This window comes from Fervidicoccus fontis Kam940, assembly GCF_000258425.1.
GTDB lineage: Archaea > Thermoproteota > Thermoprotei_A > Sulfolobales > Fervidicoccaceae > Fervidicoccus > Fervidicoccus fontis.
In genome coordinates, this window is the sequence record NC_017461.1 from 15,991 (window position 1) to 32,495 (window position 16,505).

Genomic DNA, 16,505 nt, shown 5'->3' on the forward strand with positions numbered 1-16,505 from the left:
TTTCTTGTAGGAGAGGGCTCCACCCCTTCAATCTCCATCGAAGTCAAAGGAGATGAGCAAGTAGGTAACTATAAGTACTCATTTTCAAATATAAAAATATTTGATGATTGCTATGCCTCTTTCTTATGTTGGAACGAGCGGCTGGGTATACGACTGGAATGAAGGAGGGGATCTCAGGTGGTACGCAGAGAGCTCTGGGCTCAACGCTGTCGAGCTGAATGCGAGCTTCTACAGGTTCCCCTTCCCCTCCCAAGTTCTCGGATGGAGGAAGAGGGGGGAGAGGCTCAGGTGGTCAGTGAAGGTCCACAGGAGCATAACACATCTCAGGAAGATGGGGAAAGGATCTGAAAAAATATGGGAAAAGTTCAGAAGGCTGTTCTCCCCTCTCGATGATATAGTAGATTTCTACCTTTTCCAGCTACCCCCGAGCTTTTCCTGTAGGGAGGAAATGATGAAGAAGATCGAGGATTTCGAGTCCTCCTCCAAGCTTGGGGAGAGGATGGCAGTTGAGTTCAGGAGCAGCTCGTGCTTCAGAGAAGAATTGTCTTCTTGGGGGGAGAGGCTGGGGATCACCTTGGTTTCAGTCGACTCACCTGAAGGGACATGGGTAGCGAAGTCTAGCAGTTCTCTCTATTTGAGATTGCATGGGAGGGGGGAGTGGTACTTCTACAACTATAGCAGAGAGGAGCTCGTAGAGCTGATAGAGAAATCGATCTCGCTAAAGCCTGAAAAGATCTACATATTCTTCAACAACGACCACTACATGCTGGAGAATGCTAGGCTGGCCCTCGAGATCCTGAAGAAATATGAGGGGTAGGAAGCGTTCATCGAACCTCGAAATGCACATGTCCTTAGTTCCAGATCCGCTCTCGGCTGGGGCTTTCATCCTCTCCGCGATCATTCCGAGCCAGCTTTCCCCGAGGATCTCCCTCAGTATTTCCTTTCTCATCATTCTGCTTGATCTCAAGCAATATATTGGGATCTGCAGGGAGAGGTCTCTAATTGGTTCATCGAGGAAAGGGGAAAAAGCATTCATGTTGAGGCACTTCGCTATTTCCACCTCAGGAAACCTTCCGTATGAGAGCATTCTTATTGAGTTATCTAGATCTTCTTCTCCCAAGCTCAGGAGGAAGCTGTATCCCGCGAAGAGCTCATCTCCCCCGCTACCAGTGTAAATGCACCTGCACCTGTCATCTCTCGCCTTTTTTATTACTGAGTAGAAAACCGCGTCGTTCCTGAACTCTATACAACCTCCATCGAGGTGAGAGTTCAGGTTTTCCTCTCCGATGCACTCAGTTATACTCTTCCTGAGATCCTCAGATCGGTAAGGTTCTATGAAAACGAGCTCAGCATCTATATTGAACTTCTTTGAAAGGTAGTTGGCGAATGCTATATCTTTCGGGAGCCCTCCTCTGTACACTGCAATATATCCTTTCGGCTTGATCCCCTCTAGCAGAGATGCGAGGAGCACAAGCGAGGAATCTATCCCCCCGCTTAATGCGATGCAGTCGCATCCGCTCTTCTTAACTGCTCTCCTGAGCATCTTGAGGAGCTCCTCCCCATAATACCAGCAAGGCGCTTTGATCCTCAATCAGATCACCCTCAGAATTTTGTAACCGTCGTAATCCTCAACCAGGGATTTTGAATATGAAAGCGGGGCTCTGTGCATTGGTCCGGAGATGACGAGAGTGTGGTACTCCCCCCTCTTTTCGCATCTCTTAAGAAATTCTCGACGCTCTCAGAGCTTATCTCTCTGCCAAGCCAATTGCTCATAGAATATTCGCACCCTACTACTAGAGTCCTTATCCCGCTGGCAATCTCCTCATGAAGGAGCTCTTCAGGATCTATCCCCCAGAGGCTCTCAACAAGCTTTGCCCCAACCTCCTCCCCTAACCTCTCCATGTATTTGAGGTGATCCTCTACGTATACATCCCCAGCAATTATCTCCTCTGCTCCAAGCTTTCTGAGCACATCCGCGGTCTCCTCGAACTCCTTCCCCTTATTTAGCTTTACAGCAGCAACAAGTCTTCCAGTGAGGAGGATCGTTTCTGGGGACTTCCCCATGTTTAAAAGTGAGGGCTCGGTCTGGGAAAATCGTAGACAAGGAAGAGACCTACGTCGAACCTTTCCTCATTTTTATAAGCAGCATAAGAGGAGCCTCTCTCTTTCCAGAGATCTCAAGATAGAGATAGCCCGTCCCTCCTCAACTCCTTCTGTAGGAATGAGATCCTCAACTGGAACAAACTCTATGCGGATCACCGGAGCCTCCGCAAAAAGCCTCCTCCCACCCATAACCTCCACTCGTTGAAAGATCTATCAGAAAAGAATATATAAAAACAGCGATAAAGCCAGTAGAGTCGCGGTGAATGCGAGGGACTCGCACAGGGCGAGCCTCAAAGCTCTTTCCAGATCGTGATAAGAGGGGAGGGGAAACTCCTTTCCTATCGTATAGTGCATGTGCTTTTCAAGCTTAATTCTCAGGCACCCCGATGCAGCAGACATCGGATTTCCCGCATTTATGCTCTCCGTGCAGTTCCTGTACTTTCTGAATGCAGCCCAGGCCTCCTTCACCTTCCCACCGACGCACGGGCAGAGAAGGACTGTGATGAGGGACCCGATCCTTGCAGGGATGAAGTTCAATATGGTATCCATTTTCGCGGAGGCCCATCCCTTCTCCCTGAACTCATCATCTTTATATCCAAGGGCGGAATCCATAGTATTGGCCAGCCTCTGCAGCAGAGCACCCAAAGGCCCAAGGAGCAAGTAAAAGAAGAGTGGAGATATGAAGCCATCCACCATGCTCTCGAAGAGGGACTCGATCCCCGCAGACGCTATATACCCCTCACCCAACCTGCTCAAATCCCTCCTCACTATATTGGAGGCGCTTTCTCTCGCGCATTGAATATCTCCTCTCTTCAGGCAGTCGCTCGCTTCCCTCACATAGTCTATCAAAAGCCTCTGAGAAATCGACACCTTCATGATATATATTGAGAGGATCATCCAAACTAATTGGCTCACTGGCCTGAGTATGAACATTGCGAGACCGTAAGCAACTAGGTGGATCCCTACAGAGCAGATCCAGATCGCGACTCCCGCGGCCTTGCTCTTGGGGAGCCTTCTATGGAGGAAGAGGGCGAGCGCATAGGATGTGTGGACGGGGTGCATATAGTAGAGAAAGCCTTCGTGCTTCGGATACATCCAGTCGAGGAGTAGGGCGGAGAGGAGGATGATCGAAAAGTAGGAGAAGCCTGGTGGATAAAGCCAGCTTAGATCCATAGATAAGCACCTGCAGCATATACAGTAAGGAGGAGGGCGTAGCAGAGCTCATTCGAAAATCCCAATACATCGCCATTGGCATATCCTAAAGCTTTCTTGCCCATATAATATGAGAGAAGCGAGGATAGAAGGAGGGAGGACAGGGAAAGGGCTGTGATGATCAGAGAGAGCTTCAAGCTGAAAGAGAGCATGAGTGTAAACGGAAAGGAGATGAGGAGGGAGGCTGCAAGGCTTGAAGGAGAGGAGCTCCTCTTGAATTCTCTTCCCATCCCTTCAGGAGGCTCCCCGCTGAGTAGGGAGGTGAGGATCATCGATGAGGGGGACCAGACTTCGGCTGAAATGGGAAAGAGTATAAGAGCATATCCGGGCTCTTGAAATGAAGAGAGAGACGAGTAGAGCCACAGAGTAAATACGGAGAAGGACGCTATAGCGTAAGATCCCCTGTACTTATCCTTGAGGACTTTTTTAGCATCGACGCCAAACCTCCCAGCAAGCAGGGCTTCAGTGAAGTCTATAAATCCGTCTGCATGGAGAAAGCCCTGCATGATGAAGTGAAGGGCTACAATAGAAAATGCGATCAGGGGGACGAGCTTTATTTTGAGGGAGAGGAGGACAGCGGCTGGAATTATCGCGATGCCTCCCCTCAAAAGCCCTATAATGGGAAGCAGGTAAACAGATCCGAACGAAAGGCCTCCTTCTCTGTACTTTCTTGGGACTGGAATGGGAGTTAGGAAGGAGAGGAGAGAGAAGAAGTCTTTCACTATTCTACTCGTTTTCTATCACCCTCTTCAGGGCATTTATAAGCTCATCGTCCTCATGGGGCTTCCTGATCCCTATCCTTATAAAGCTGCTCCCCAATCCCTTAAACGAGGCGCAACTCCTAACATGTATTCCCTCCCCCTTCAGCAGGAAGCTTAGATCCAGACCTCTGGGAGACTCAACCAGTATGAAGTTAGCGGAGCTGTCATAAGGCTTAAGCCCAAGGGATTTAAGCTCATTCAGCATCCTCTTCCTCTCGCCTTCGATATACCTCCTCGACCGCATTATAAATTCCCTCGCCTCATCCTTCCTGCTCAATAGCTCCCTAGCGAAGCAGTCCGCGAGGCTTCCAACGTTCCACGGCTGCCTCACAGCATCTATTTTCTCAAGCACCTCTCTGCTTGAAGAGAAGAGAAATCCGAGCCTTATTCCTGGGAGGGAGAGCCACTTCGTCATGGACCTAACGAGGAGGAAGTTCTCTGGAATGCCTGATCCCAACTCTATTGCGCACCTACTGCAGAGCTCCGAATACGCCTCATCCATTAAAACCCTCGCTCTGCATCTTGAGAGCTTCTCGATTATTTCTCCCCTCTCAATATAGATCCCGAGGGGGTTGCTCGGATTAGTTATGACTATAAGTGAATCTTCCCTTCCGCACGCTTCCTCCAGATCAGAAAAGTTCAGGGAAAAAACGTCTCCGCTTTTCCTATAGAAAACAGGCTTGTATGATATCCCCAGCGCTTTCGAAAGAACCTCATATTCTCCATATGATGGCTCCAAGACGTAGATCCATTTAGGCTTAAGAGCGAATATTGCAAGGTTTATCGCCTCCCCTGCACCTGAGGTCGGCACTATGTCTTCTTCTCTGCAGCCGTAAAAGCTTGAAATGGCCCTCTTCAGCTTTTCATAGTTGTAGTCTGGATACCTCTCAAGAACCCCGCTCTTAATGCACCTCTCCACTACCTCATAGGACCCTTCAGGAGGTCCCAAAGGGTTAAGGTTAACGCTGAAGTCTACCCCCTCTTCTCCCCTTCCTCCGTGGATCCGCAAAGCTCGACCGCCTTCTTCAAATCTTCAGGTGTGTCTATGTCTAAAAGATCTCTGTCCTCGTTAAAATACACATTCTCCCAGCTGCCCCCCTCCCTATTGAAAAGGGAAATCCCTGTTTCCTCGGCTGATCCACTTCTCATTTTTACGAGAGTGACGACATCTGCTTTAGAATTCAATGCTTTATCCAAAAACCTCTCTAATGCTTCCCTCGAAAGGAAGGGCATGTCTCCGGGAAGGATGAGAGCGGGGAAGGTGACCCTCTTCAGGATGAGTGATAGGTCCTCAACATATCCAAGGCCAGGGCATTCAACTGCTTGAACCCCCTCTCTCCCCTCAACCTTCCCCAAGTCCTCTCCCCTCACACATACATACACTTTTCCATTTCCCCTGACCTTTTCAGCGGCATCGATGGAAACATCTATGAGCCTCTTCCCGCATATTATGAGAAAAGGCTTCTTCAATCCCCCCAGCCTCTCTCCTCTCCCTCCAGCCATGATCACTATATCCAAGGCTCACTTCCTCGAATACTTATCGTATATCCTGCTGAGCACCCCTCCAACAATCGCTCCGACCACGTCGTCAGTCATCAGAGGCAGCCCGCTCAAATCCTCGAGATCTTTATCCCCCTCCTTGATCCTGTCTATCCAGTAGTATGCGAGGAGGCCTTTGAATCCGTTTAAGTATTCGGCAATAGCCTTTCCCATTACCTCATCAGCTATTATTCCAGAGGAATCGCTTGAGTACTCCTCCGCTTCAATCCCTGGAAGCAGCCCAAAGGACAGGAATGATTCGGCGAGCCTCGCACTCCTTATGATTATCCTCAGGTTCGGGTCCTTTAGAATGGAGTCGATCTCCTCTTTTATTTCTTCCTCAGCATCAAGTTCACTGAGGAACGGTATTGGCGCTTTTCTGTAGGCCCTCACTGCCAGCTTTACGACCTCGTCAATATCTTTGAATCCAAGAGTTTTCGCGGTGTGCTCATCAACAGGAGCGTTCCTGATCTGCTCTGAAAGCGCTCTCAAAACCGCTAAGGATGCAGAGATCCCCACATCTGTAGCCGAGCCTGCAAATCTCTCCCCTCCAAATGGAGAGGCGACCATTGTCGCATCTGAAGGCGTTCCTACATAAGATGAAGAGTAGCACATTGGGCCGCCGAGTGACATTATCATCCCCTTCACCTCGGAAACTGTCCTGAAGAGGTCCAAAAGCCCCACATCGCTAAGAGGCTCATCCACGATTACAGCCACATTTATGGTCCCGAACTTCCCTCTCTCTGCACCTTCAAAGCATGAAGGAGAATCTACGCCATACGTAACGAAAGCCTCCGCTTCTACCCCTTTGTAGCTGGAAGATCCCCTCGAGTATTTTTTCAAGTCTACAGCCGTGAGAAAGATGGCGGACTCCTCAATGTCTATCCCCAAGCTTCTGGAAGTTTCCCTGCAGAAGTTGTTAAGATCAACATGCTCAAAGTTCTTCGGAACCCTTTTGAACCCTATGTACCTGATCCCTCCATAAACCTTTGGGCAGCCTGATGTCGAGAGGGAAGAGTAGCTCTTTCCCAGGTCTATAACTAAAGCATCGCTTTCCTCAACAATTACCCTTGATATGGCCTCTCACCTCATTTTCATGAGCCTTTCATACTCAATATATATGGACCGCTTTAAATCCTCCACGCTTCTTCCCTTCAATAGGGCTAGTACTGAGGTCCCTCCTGCCCCAACTCCCTCCTTCACAAACCCCTCATCATAAGCCTTAAGCCCTTCAAAGGGGGAGTCGGAAAAGGAGAGGTCCGCATAGACTAAGGAAGCTCCAGGGGCTAATGAGCCCACTAGTTTGCCCATTTTCTCTCCCTTATCATCAAAGACCCACTTCGTAGTTGCTATGCTCACCTTTTCCTTATCGAATTCCTCTCCTGATGCCCTCATGAGCGCTAAGGCTGCGAGCATTTGAGTCCCACCTGCAAGTATTACATGGCTCCCCCCGCTCAATGCGCCGATCGCGATTCCAGCTATTGATATGTGGAGCGGGTCCCCCAAAACGTCGTTAATCTCGAATGGGTCATCCATTCCTTCAGCCCTCTTGAGGGCTGCTTCTACGACCGATTTCTTTATGTCAATAGGGTTTACATTTGAGGAGCTGCTTACAGAACTGCAGTCCCCCATGCCCAAACCCTTGAGTATAGAAAGAGCAGTAGTTGTACCACCAGGCATGCTCTCCCCTATCAAAACAACATCTGATAGAGAGCTGAAGGTCTTCCCCGCGGTCTTCGCCTCAGAAAATAGCCTTTTCGATGTCCCTCTTGGAAGCGCTTCCTCTTTATCTATCCTCCCCCCGACCCTCCTGCTAGGGAGTGTGAGGGCAGGCAGCTTTGGCTCCACATACGACCCTGAATTCACTACAATGAAGGGCGCGTTTGAAAGCTGAAGTGCCGCCCTCGTTATAACTGCAGGCGTGGGGATCCCCGAAGGTGTAGTAGGGATAGAGTCTATGCTTTGAGGCTTCCCATACTGAACGTACTCGACATCTAGAGCTGGAGTGAATAGAGTAGCGGCTGCCATTTCCCCTGCCAGAGAAATGTTCGGAATTGTTGATGTGAGTGTGGAGGCGATTACGCAAACTACTACAGCTTTTCCCTTTCTCATCTCTTCAGTTTTGAAAGAGCCGTGCACTATCTTAATTCCCTTTTCCGTTTCAAGACACCCCCTTCTTGCTTTGGAAATTAAAACAATTGCTATACCTTGAGATCCTTGAATAATACTGATGTTCTTCTAATCAAAAAATAAAAGTTTTATTCAAAACATAAAAGTGAAAGTCCTTGTAGGCTCATTTAATTCGGGCAATAGAACTGAAAATTCACTCCCTGGATAGATATTCAGCAAAGAGCCCGACAATCTTTTCCGGGTCATCGCAGTAGATTCTAACAGTTTTAACTCTATCCTTCTCCCCCCGATTTATTTCAATTTTATTTGATGAGATCCCGGTAAGTTTTGAGAGGAATTTTATTAGAGAAGCGTTGACTTTCCCCCGCTCTGGAGGTTGTGTAGAATGAAAGATTAGCTCTCCCCGTTCAGAAATGATGCCCGTATCTTTGGATTTCGGCTTGACATATATGATCAGGTCGACAAACCCGTTTCCTATCTGAATTGAGCTTTTTGCAACGCCGTTTTTACCAGGCATATCGAAGATCCCCGAATTCTATTAGAGCTGAATCTGAATGATGCTCTAAGCAATTTCTATAATTTAATGAAGAGTTAAAATGCTTTACAGCAGGCGATTGAATTGCATACATGCTTCTCGTTAGACCTTCTTCTGGCGCGGCATCGCACAAGATGCAATTGGATGAGGGAGGTGAGGATGAACTGTTATGGAATAGACCTGCGCAAATGATTTGGGGAATTGAGCTTTTCAAAAAATATGTATTTAAAGCGTCATAGCGATATTTTAGTTCAGAGGGGGAGGAGTTTCTTGAGCGGTGGTGCGGTAGAAGTAAGGTGCAAAGGAGGATTCTTGAGGAGCATTAAGGCTGGAGAGGAACTTGTGGAAAAAATTGAGGAGATTTCAAGTTCATATATGATAAGAGCGGAGGACGTGATATGCTCTCTAGCTGAACCTGTTGAGAACTACTACCTGAGAGTGAATATAATGAAGGGGAGCAGAGAGTACGTCCTCTCAAAGATGCCTCACGACTCTCATGCTTCTCAAGATGAAAGGTTTGAGGAGATGATCAACGTCAAGGTAAGAGGAGGAGAGAAGGTTGAGGAGATGAAGAGATACGTGATCGCCGATATCAAGGCAGCAGAGAGGGTCATGCTGGGCTCAGACCTCTTCATGCCCGGGGCATTGAAAGTTGTCAATGGAAAGAGGGGGGAAGAGGTCGCAGTTGTTTCGGAAAACGGATATGTTGTTGGGAGTGGAATTCTGGACATCGATCCTTCAGAGGTGAATCCAAAAAAGAGGGGAATTGCCGTTAGGATCGAGAGGAGCCCATACAAAATGGTGAAGCTGAACTCTCTGGATATTTTCAAGGAGGGATACATCTACGACCAGTCATTCCCATCAATGCTCCTCATCCACGCTTCCTCTCCAAGAGAGGGAGATGTTATAGCAGATCTGACCGCATCGCCCGGCGGAAAGATCTCTCATGCATATGAATTCACTCGCGGAAAAGCTGAGTACTACGCCTTCGATCACACAAATGCGAAAGTTGAGAAGGTCGAGGAAACGATGAGGAGGCTCGGGCACGAAAATGTAAAGGTATACAAGGCTGATTCGAGGTCTTTGGGAAAGGAGTTCCCTTGGCTCTCTCCAAGCTTCACAATTGTCGATCCCCCATGCACGGGGCTAGGAAATAGGCCTAGGCTCTCTTTCAGCTTTGAAGAGGAAGAGCAGGAAGTCCTTATAAGGCTGCAGAAGGCTCTCCTGAGTGAAGCCATAAGGATAACATCTCCCGGGGGGAAGATCGTATACTCAACATGCACCTTGACGGTGGAGGAAAATGAAGGAGTGGTCGAATGGGCTTTGAAAAACTTTCCAGTATGTGCGGAAGAGCCCCTAGCGCCTTATCCGAGAACAAAGCTTTCAGATTTCCCCTTTGCGAGGTTCCTTCCAGGATACCACAAATATCCTGGCTTCTTCTTCGCCGTTCTCAAAAAGCTCTGATCCCATTTAGCATTCAATTCCGACCTCCTCCCAATCCCAAAGAGAGAGGGGACTCGCGCATCTATCTGCTTTTACATCCTTAATCTGCGGGGAAGTGGATGCGATCAGAGGATCCTCATCTGGAGCTCGAATAGAGCTTTTTCCTCAATGTTTAGAACTGTTAAAATGCCTCTATTTTGTTCAAGTAAAGAAAATCGATAAAGTTAAGCTGGTGCGTTTCACCTAAGGAAAAAAAGCTTTAGCGGAGCCAAATATTTCTAGAGCTATATTTCATTTTCATGAAAAGAAAAAGGGGGGTTATTTTGCAGTCAATCCTTCTTTCCCCGTTTTCTCTTCTTTCTTTTCCCCCATCTCTGCAACTTCTCTCAATCCTACTATACCGTAAGGGCTGACCGCTCCAGGGCCTGCAGGCATTAGATTAGTTGGTATTAGCATAAGCGTGCCCTTTCCTTGAAGCCCGAGCTCATACAATATATTCATCCACCTCAGCTCTAGACCGTACTTGCTTGATTCATACAGCTTTGCAGCCTCTATCATTTTTGCTGCAGCTTCATATTCAGCCTGCGCAAGCGTGACCCTAGCCCTTCTCTCCCTTTCCGCTGCTGCCTGTCTGGACATCGCTTCCTGGAGGGCTGTTGGAATTAATACGTCTCTAATCTCAACGGAAGTCACCTTAATCCCCCAAGCCTCTGTCTTCTGATCTATAATGTTCCTTGCAATTGTCCCTATCTTCTCCCTTTCCGCGAGAAGCTCATCAAGAGTGATACCTCCTATAACTTCTCTAAGCGTTGTCTGTGCAGCAAGAGTTGTAGCTAGAATATAATCTTCAACGTTCAAAACGACCTTCTCAAGGTCGACTGGCTGGAAGTACATTACCGCATCTACATTCACAGGGACGTTGTCCTTTGTGAGCGTCTGCTCGGTTTTAAACGCCTGAGTTTGAAGCCTTGTTGATATTACGAATGGAACCTTGCTTATGAGCGGAACAATGTAAACTATTCCTGGCCCCTTGAAACCTCTAAATCTCCCCAAGACCAAGTAAGGTGCTCTTTCCCACTCCTTAAAGACCTTTATGCCTGAGAGAAAGAATATGAGTACGAACAAAACTGCGATAGATATTCCGATAATCTCTCCTAAATTTGCACTTATATACATACATTTTACCCCAAATATATATATACTTGAATTTTAGGAAAAGGATCTTCCCTCGCAACTATTGAAGCATTAAGAAGCGCATTGCAATTTTTAAAGCTTTGAAAACTCGCTGATTTTTCAGCTTTTACATCGATCCTTATCCTATAATATTTCATATATATTGCTAAACGCAAATATAAACATTTCATATGAGATGTTCCAAATTCTTCCCCGATTTCCCTCTTGCCTCTTCAACGATTAAAATCAGCTCTTCCCTCGCTACGACTCTCACCTCGCTTCCGGCGCTTATCCTCTCTCCATTCTTCGATCTAGCCCTCCATATTATCCCCTCAACCCTAACTTCCCCTTCCGGGTCAAGATCCTTTACAGCAATTCCCTTCTTTCCAATTAAAGACTCCGGCCCAGCCTTAGGCTTAACTCTGAACGTCTTCCTTATCCAGTTCAGGTAGTAAGCGGCGATTATGCCAAGTCCTGCAATAATTCCAAACATTATATAAGAGAGCATTCCGTATGGAGAGGGAGAGTAGCTGATCCCAGATGCAAGTATCCATGTGCCGAATAAAGACAGTAGCGTCCCCGCGATCAGTAAGAGACCGTGCCCGACCTTCACCTCTGCGATTATTAGAGTTCCCCCAACCAGGATGATTAAAACCCCCACGATATTCCCCCCTATTATCTGCGATCCCCAAAGTCCGAATGCGGAAAGCAGGATTCCCAATATTGTGAGCAAAATAGTTGCGTGGAAGATGTCGAGCATTATTGCCATCATACCGAGCGTTATAAAAAGCCCATCTACAGTTGGGTTGCTTATAAAGCTCACAAACTGGTCATATACGGAAGGAGAGGAAACAGTTTGGGAACAGCCTGAAATGTTCATTGCGACGAGGACATCGGATAGCGAATTGGCTATTCCGTCGATCAAATGGTACTGGTATGCTTCTCCTGCGCTGTAAGCAGTATTGTTTAACACCATCGCTTTCACGGCTGTGACATTCCTTCCATGAAGCTGGGCGAGGCTAACCATCCAGGCTAGCATTGCATTTTTAACATGCGCCTGCTCCTCAGCGTTCCCTCCCTCAACGATGGGGGTTGAGGGGCCTATAAAGGTCCCGTTAGACATGTATATTTTATCCGATGCAACTGCAATATATGATCCAGCAGATGCAGCCATCCCTCCTGGAGGAACAAATGTAACTACAGTTATGTTCTTTTGCTCAGCCTGAAGCGTCATGTTTACTATGGACATCATTGAATCCAAGTATCCTCCTGGTGTGTTCATTTCGATAATTACATACGGAATGCGGTTCGATTCAGCGTAGCTGAATGACCTCTGGAATAGGGATACCGCGCCTGGATCAACCTGCATATTGAAGTTTATAATCATGCATTCATGGTTCTCCTGAGCGTTTGCGAGCAATGGAAAGAGAAGAATGATGACGGCTGCGGATATAAAAATATACTTTAGCGAATTTGGCAAAAGTCATCATCAATTACTAATAATATGATTTTCAGAATTTATTTTTTGCCTCTTCAAAAGACTGAAAGCAAATGCTTTTTTAGATCTGCAGGAATTAATTATACAGAGGTGGTGTGCGTTGGAAGAAATATGCTTGAAGCCGATCGGATTTGTGAGACATGAGAAGGATGAGGAGCTGAGGAGGAGGTGGGAAGGTGTTGAGGGCGAAATAGAGATACTTCCCGAGTATGAGGAGGGCTTGAAGGGAATAGAGGGCTTTTCCCACATAATCCTTATAGCCTACCTTCATTTAGTAGAGGGAGAGAAGAGGAGAGTCCTGAAGGTGAAGCCGAGAAGGCTAAGAAATTTTGGAATAAGCATAGATGACCTCCCTGAAGTTGGGGTCTTCTCTTCCGATAGCCCTCACAGGCCGAATCCTATAGCTATTTCAATCGTGAAGCTTAAGGGAGTCCAGGGAAGGGTTTTAGAAGTTGAGGGCCTCGATCTATACAGCGGCACCCCCATCCTCGACATAAAGCCTTACGGATATGAAAGGAGGATAGAAGAGATAAGGGTTCCGTGGTGGTCAGATGAGGTGAAGAGAAGAGTCGAGGAGAAAATGGGAAGGGAAAAAAAGAGAGGGAAAGCGGATGAAAGCCCTGATCTTCACCCGTAGAGCTTATATAGGAGACCCAGAAAGTCGTTTATCGTTCCATTGACCCAGTAGAAGCCCGTTGGTCCCACCATGCACACAACGTTGGGATAAACCAGTCCAAGAGAGTTGAGCCTGTTTATGTAAGAAGTGACCGCAGAATATGCCCCACTTGCATCGACCTGGACGAACTCCTGGTAGTTTATCCCCGCAAGCTCCGCGGCAGCTGGATCTAGAAGAGAGACCTTCCCGCTTCCCTCAATAATTAATGTGAAGCCCCAATACGGGTATTTGCTGTACCCTGTCCCGTTCAGAAGAACCATGTAGATAGGGGGCATTGATGTGTTAAGGTAGTTACTTAAATAGCTCGCATATAAGGTTGAAAGGAGTAGTGCCTGATCCTTCGCATCACCATATCCATTGTTCAATACTTCTGTGGCGTTTTCAAAGTAGAGCTCCCTAAGATAAAAAGAAGCGCTCCCTCCGCTCTGATTTACTACCAAGAAAGGAGTGTCGTAGTTGAGCCTTATGCTTCTTTCTACATAGTTATAGAGCCTGTAGAGTCCTATGTAAGGAGTGGTCTCATTTCCAACAGCGCTCCTCATCGCTGAGATCACGGCTGGAGAGTTGTAGTCGAAGAAAGCTTCAAGCTGAGCTCCCGGATTCCCCCTCTCAAATGAGAGCTGGGAAATCGTGGAGAGCTGAGAGAGGAGGTTCGCATATGAAGTGTTCAAACTAGAGAGTTCTGATATTGCATATGAGTATGTCTCGTTAAGCTCGCTCATTTTTGTCAGGAGCTGCGAGTAATTTGCCTTCAGGCTTGAATATGAGGCGTTTAAGCTTGAGTACTCGTTCATGAGCTGCGAATAAGATGAGAGCAGGCTCGAGTAAGTCTCATTCAGAGAGCTCAAATTTCCATTGCAAGAAGCTAGGCTTGAATTCAGGATTTCAATAGTGCTGGTGAGGTTCTGGTTCATCTGCTGGAGCTGGGCGATCGTCTCGATATATGTTTGGTTCAGCTGGCTTAAAGAGCTGTTGTAGTAGAAAAGCTTCTGTTGCAAATCCGAAATCGTCCTCAATGCATTTTCGAGGGACTGCTGAACTGAGCTAGAGCCTCCTGAAGTGTTCTGAGGAGTTTGGGAGCTGCTGGTGAGCTGATAGAGGTACGATGCGAACCCAGTTAAGAGTATAAGCAAAAGGATCGAAATTAATATGCTCAAGCTTCCTTTTGAAAAGATCTTTTTAGCCAATACATACACCGTTTTTCTCTGCTTAAAACTAAAAAGATTTTTTATAATATTTGTCTTTTATAAATAAAAATATTTTTCCTCTCTATATGAAGGACCTGCAAAATCTACTGAAGCCCACGCCATTTTATTCCGGGGATGAAGGCCTTTATTGATCATGAACTATTGCCCTCTTGCAAAAAAGTATTATCGCATTAGATGTTACGGTTGAGCTGTGCGCGTCTCCGCTAGGATCGGTTAAGTGAAGAGCTCAAGAAATTCAGCATTTCTGTGAGGTTTGCGCTCTACTTTTTTGGGATAGGAAAGCTAAAAATTTGCAGTCATTAATGAGGAAATTGAATAGAGTTGAGGGCTTTTAGCCCAGTTGCTTTCTAATTCAACTCTCTTTGCGCCCTTAAAACAGAAAGATGTACAATGTTATTGCAATTGCGGCCGCATATGCGACCAGTGCAAATAATACTTCATCCTTTCTTATGCGCATTCCCACCACCAAGTAAGATTGTAGTGAAATTCATCAAGCTACATGCTTCATATTTTTCCGTTTTAACATTGCGCATTTTTATAAAGTATTATTACAGAAAAAGTCTTTATAAATTTTACTCCAAATATTTGTTTATTTTTAAATTATATAACTTTCTTATTCGCTGTAATATTTATGGAGAATGGGAGCTATTTGAAAGCGGGGAGCCACCAATCGACCTATGATTGCATGTTTCATGCATTGCCCAAAAGAGCTCTTTGCTCGAAGCAGAGTGCCATAGATTCCTTAAAAGAAGGCTTTGCTCTAAATGATTATGCTTTTGGAAAGATTTCTCATTCACGATTTCTTAATAAATCGTTTTTTAAAAAAATTTTATCTGGAGGGCTCCGTATAAGCTGCTCATCATCTCATTTGAGGGAAAGGCGATGCATCAATACGAAGAATTGGGAATCAAGCTCGATCAATTGATTAATTCTGACAGCAATGGAAGAGGAGTTGCGAAAAAGCTCTATCCTTATGCTTTCGAGAAAGCTGGTGAGCCTTTAGTATATAAAGCTGCAAGGGAGCTTGTAGAAAATTCAGATAAGGGCTCTCCAGTCTTGATAATGACGGGGTTTAGAACTCCCCCACTTTACGTTCAAGAGACAGATGGTCCTTTAGGAGCGGCATCTATTTCTAGAGCTTTCAGCATATGCTTGAATGCTAAGCCGATAATTCTGACTGAGCAAGACGAGAGGTCCTTGAGAATAGTGAGAGCTGCAGTTGAGGGAGCGGGGCTCAAAATATCGCCTCTGGAAGATCTGTTAAGAGGAGATCAAGACCTCTCAGCTTCAGTCGTAGGATTCACGCACAGTGAAGAATATGCAGAAGAGGATGCGAAAAGACTCATTGATGAGGTGAATCCGAGAGCCGTTATAGCTGTGAAGAAAGCGGGGAGGAACTTCAAGGGCGTATACCATAGCATGAGCGGCTTGAATGTGAGCAAATACCACGCGAAGGTTGAATATATAGTCGATGAGGCGAGGAAAAAGGGGATCTTGACAATAGGCACAGGAGATGGGGGTAATGAAGTGGGAATGGGAGCAATCGAGGATGCTGTAAGAAAGCACGTCCCATATGGAGATGTGTGCAGGTGCCCGTGCAGAGGGGGGATTGCATCATCCTCAAAGGTCGATGTATTAATAACGTCCTCGATATCTAACTGGGGAGGATATGCGCTCAGCGGGATGATCTCGAAGATCCTTGAGAAGCCCAACGGCATTCACGATCCTGAAGCCGAGGAGCTCATGTTCTCCTTAGTCGCTAAGGAAGGAGCAGTTGATGGAATTAAGGGAAAAGCTGGGAAATCTGCGGACGGATTGGGCGTCGAGGCTCATAAATCAGTTTTAATGCTCATACGAGAAATGCTCTTTTAGCATCGCTCAATGTAAAAAAATAGGAAAGCTCTAGAGCGGCAGATGAGATCCCTCCATTTTGAGCTCTGCCACGGGTGCTAAAACCTCGGCAACAAAAATCCTCATCTCCCCACAGTTTTCTTCCAGCATAACTCGACACTAGAAACTACAAAGAATGCGCCGGTATGCATGGTACCAACAGCTACCTCCTGATAAAGAGCAACGCAGGGATGGCTTGATACTGCGATCTCGATGAAGGGAAGATGACGAGCGAATTAAGAAATGTTATGAACAGCTATGAGAACAGAATTCTGAATGGCTACGGACTTCAAGGTACCTCCAGATAAGATGTTCGGCTTGAGCTCACTTCTCGCAC

At 46.6% G+C, this 16,505-nt stretch carries 17 protein-coding genes; 4 read left to right on the top strand and 13 right to left on the bottom strand.

Translation table 11 applies throughout. The annotated features are described in order from the left end of the window. Window positions 1-103 precede the first annotated feature (103 nt). Complete coding sequence (locus FFONT_RS00085; RefSeq protein ID WP_014557168.1) at window positions 104-817, top strand: DUF72 domain-containing protein; 714 nt, start codon at window positions 104-106, stop codon at window positions 815-817. On the opposite strand, the gene FFONT_RS00090 is transcribed toward FFONT_RS00085, so the two are convergent. The 10 genes from FFONT_RS00090 to FFONT_RS00130 all read right to left on the bottom strand — a co-directional run bounded on the left by FFONT_RS00090 (window position 719) and on the right by FFONT_RS00130 (window position 8,262). Then, window positions 719-1,591 (bottom strand): asparagine synthase C-terminal domain-containing protein, encoded by an 873-nt coding sequence (locus FFONT_RS00090; protein ID WP_148683410.1) that lies wholly within the window; start codon window positions 1,589-1,591, stop codon window positions 719-721. The genes FFONT_RS00085 and FFONT_RS00090 overlap by 99 nt on opposite strands. An 11-nt stretch (window positions 1,592-1,602) precedes the next feature. Continuing rightward, complete coding sequence (locus FFONT_RS00095; RefSeq protein ID WP_014557169.1) at window positions 1,603-2,064, bottom strand: Dph6-related ATP pyrophosphatase; 462 nt, start codon at window positions 2,062-2,064, stop codon at window positions 1,603-1,605. Between the two features lie 72 nt (window positions 2,065-2,136). Beyond that, window positions 2,137-2,292 (bottom strand): hypothetical protein, encoded by a 156-nt coding sequence (locus FFONT_RS06955; RefSeq protein WP_158308267.1) that lies wholly within the window; start codon window positions 2,290-2,292, stop codon window positions 2,137-2,139. Window positions 2,293-2,316: 24 nt separating this feature from the next. Beyond that, window positions 2,317-3,276 (bottom strand): cobalamin biosynthesis protein, encoded by a 960-nt coding sequence (locus FFONT_RS00100; protein ID WP_014557171.1) that lies wholly within the window; start codon window positions 3,274-3,276, stop codon window positions 2,317-2,319. Continuing rightward, a complete protein-coding gene (locus tag FFONT_RS00105) occupies window positions 3,267-4,037 on the bottom strand; it encodes an adenosylcobinamide-GDP ribazoletransferase (RefSeq protein WP_014557172.1) in 771 nt (256 codons plus the stop codon). Before FFONT_RS00105 ends, FFONT_RS00100 begins: the two co-directional genes overlap by 10 nt. A gap of 4 nt (window positions 4,038-4,041) precedes the next feature. Beyond that, window positions 4,042-5,085: a pyridoxal phosphate-dependent aminotransferase gene (locus tag FFONT_RS00110; RefSeq protein ID WP_148683412.1), complete on the bottom strand. Its 1,044-nt coding sequence runs from the start codon at window positions 5,083-5,085 to the stop codon at window positions 4,042-4,044. Then, window positions 5,049-5,585, bottom strand: coding sequence for an NTP transferase domain-containing protein (locus tag FFONT_RS00115; RefSeq protein WP_244403689.1), 537 nt, complete (start codon window positions 5,583-5,585; stop codon window positions 5,049-5,051). Before FFONT_RS00115 ends, FFONT_RS00110 begins: the two co-directional genes overlap by 37 nt. Before the next feature lie 12 nt (window positions 5,586-5,597). After that, the gene (locus FFONT_RS00120) at window positions 5,598-6,692 is read right to left on the bottom strand and encodes an adenosylcobinamide amidohydrolase (RefSeq protein WP_158308344.1); all 1,095 of its coding nucleotides are present in this window, start codon (window positions 6,690-6,692) and stop codon (window positions 5,598-5,600) included. Window positions 6,693-6,698: 6 nt separating this feature from the next. Beyond that, on the bottom strand, window positions 6,699-7,727 hold the full coding sequence (gene cobT, locus FFONT_RS00125; protein WP_148683414.1) for a nicotinate mononucleotide-dependent phosphoribosyltransferase CobT: 1,029 nt from the start codon (window positions 7,725-7,727) through the stop codon (window positions 6,699-6,701). Between the two features lie 211 nt (window positions 7,728-7,938). Then, complete coding sequence (locus tag FFONT_RS00130; protein ID WP_014557177.1) at window positions 7,939-8,262, bottom strand: DUF167 domain-containing protein; 324 nt, start codon at window positions 8,260-8,262, stop codon at window positions 7,939-7,941. Between the two features lie 288 nt (window positions 8,263-8,550). Between FFONT_RS00130 and FFONT_RS00135 the strand changes: the two genes are divergently transcribed. Then, window positions 8,551-9,744 (top strand): PUA domain-containing protein, encoded by a 1,194-nt coding sequence (locus FFONT_RS00135; RefSeq protein WP_158308268.1) that lies wholly within the window; start codon window positions 8,551-8,553, stop codon window positions 9,742-9,744. Window positions 9,745-10,041: 297 nt separating this feature from the next. On the opposite strand, the gene FFONT_RS00140 is transcribed toward FFONT_RS00135, so the two are convergent. Beyond that, the gene (locus FFONT_RS00140; protein ID WP_014557180.1) at window positions 10,042-10,899 is read right to left on the bottom strand and encodes an SPFH domain-containing protein; all 858 of its coding nucleotides are present in this window, start codon (window positions 10,897-10,899) and stop codon (window positions 10,042-10,044) included. Between the two features lie 184 nt (window positions 10,900-11,083). After that, window positions 11,084-12,376 carry an NfeD family protein gene (locus FFONT_RS00145; protein ID WP_014557181.1) on the bottom strand — a complete coding sequence of 431 codons (1,293 nt, stop codon included), beginning with the start codon at window positions 12,374-12,376 and terminating at the stop codon, window positions 11,084-11,086. Between the two features lie 118 nt (window positions 12,377-12,494). Here FFONT_RS00145 and tsaA point away from each other — a divergent pair, with 118 nt between their 5' ends. Beyond that, window positions 12,495-13,031, top strand: a complete 537-nt coding sequence (gene tsaA, locus FFONT_RS00150; RefSeq protein WP_014557182.1) for a tRNA (N6-threonylcarbamoyladenosine(37)-N6)-methyltransferase TrmO — start codon at window positions 12,495-12,497, stop codon at window positions 13,029-13,031. Here tsaA and FFONT_RS00155 read toward each other — a convergent pair. After that, window positions 13,022-14,257 carry a hypothetical protein gene (locus FFONT_RS00155; protein ID WP_148683416.1) on the bottom strand — a complete coding sequence of 412 codons (1,236 nt, stop codon included), beginning with the start codon at window positions 14,255-14,257 and terminating at the stop codon, window positions 13,022-13,024. The genes tsaA and FFONT_RS00155 overlap by 10 nt on opposite strands. 903 nt (window positions 14,258-15,160) lie before the next feature. On the opposite strand from FFONT_RS00155, the gene FFONT_RS00160 reads away from it, so the two are divergent. Then, window positions 15,161-16,150 (top strand): DUF4392 domain-containing protein, encoded by a 990-nt coding sequence (locus FFONT_RS00160; RefSeq protein WP_014557184.1) that lies wholly within the window; start codon window positions 15,161-15,163, stop codon window positions 16,148-16,150. Window positions 16,151-16,505 lie beyond the last annotated feature (355 nt).

Bases quoted from the DNA above. Each gene is read 5' to 3' on its own strand.
- FFONT_RS00085 (WP_014557168.1), top strand. From the start codon at position 104: ATGATTGCTATGCCTCTTTCTTATGTTGGAACGAGCGGCTGGGTATAC.
- FFONT_RS00095 (WP_014557169.1), bottom strand. From the start codon at position 2,064: ATGGGGAAGTCCCCAGAAACGATCCTCCTCACTGGAAGACTTGTTGCT.
- FFONT_RS06955 (WP_158308267.1), bottom strand. From the start codon at position 2,292: ATGGGTGGGAGGAGGCTTTTTGCGGAGGCTCCGGTGATCCGCATAGAG.
- FFONT_RS00100 (WP_014557171.1), bottom strand. From the start codon at position 3,276: ATGGATCTAAGCTGGCTTTATCCACCAGGCTTCTCCTACTTTTCGATC.
- cobT (WP_148683414.1), bottom strand. From the start codon at position 7,727: ATGAGAAAGGGAAAAGCTGTAGTAGTTTGCGTAATCGCCTCCACACTC.
- FFONT_RS00130 (WP_014557177.1), bottom strand. From the start codon at position 8,262: ATGCCTGGTAAAAACGGCGTTGCAAAAAGCTCAATTCAGATAGGAAAC.
- FFONT_RS00140 (WP_014557180.1), bottom strand. From the start codon at position 10,899: ATGTATATAAGTGCAAATTTAGGAGAGATTATCGGAATATCTATCGCA.
- FFONT_RS00160 (WP_014557184.1), top strand. From the start codon at position 15,161: ATGCATCAATACGAAGAATTGGGAATCAAGCTCGATCAATTGATTAAT.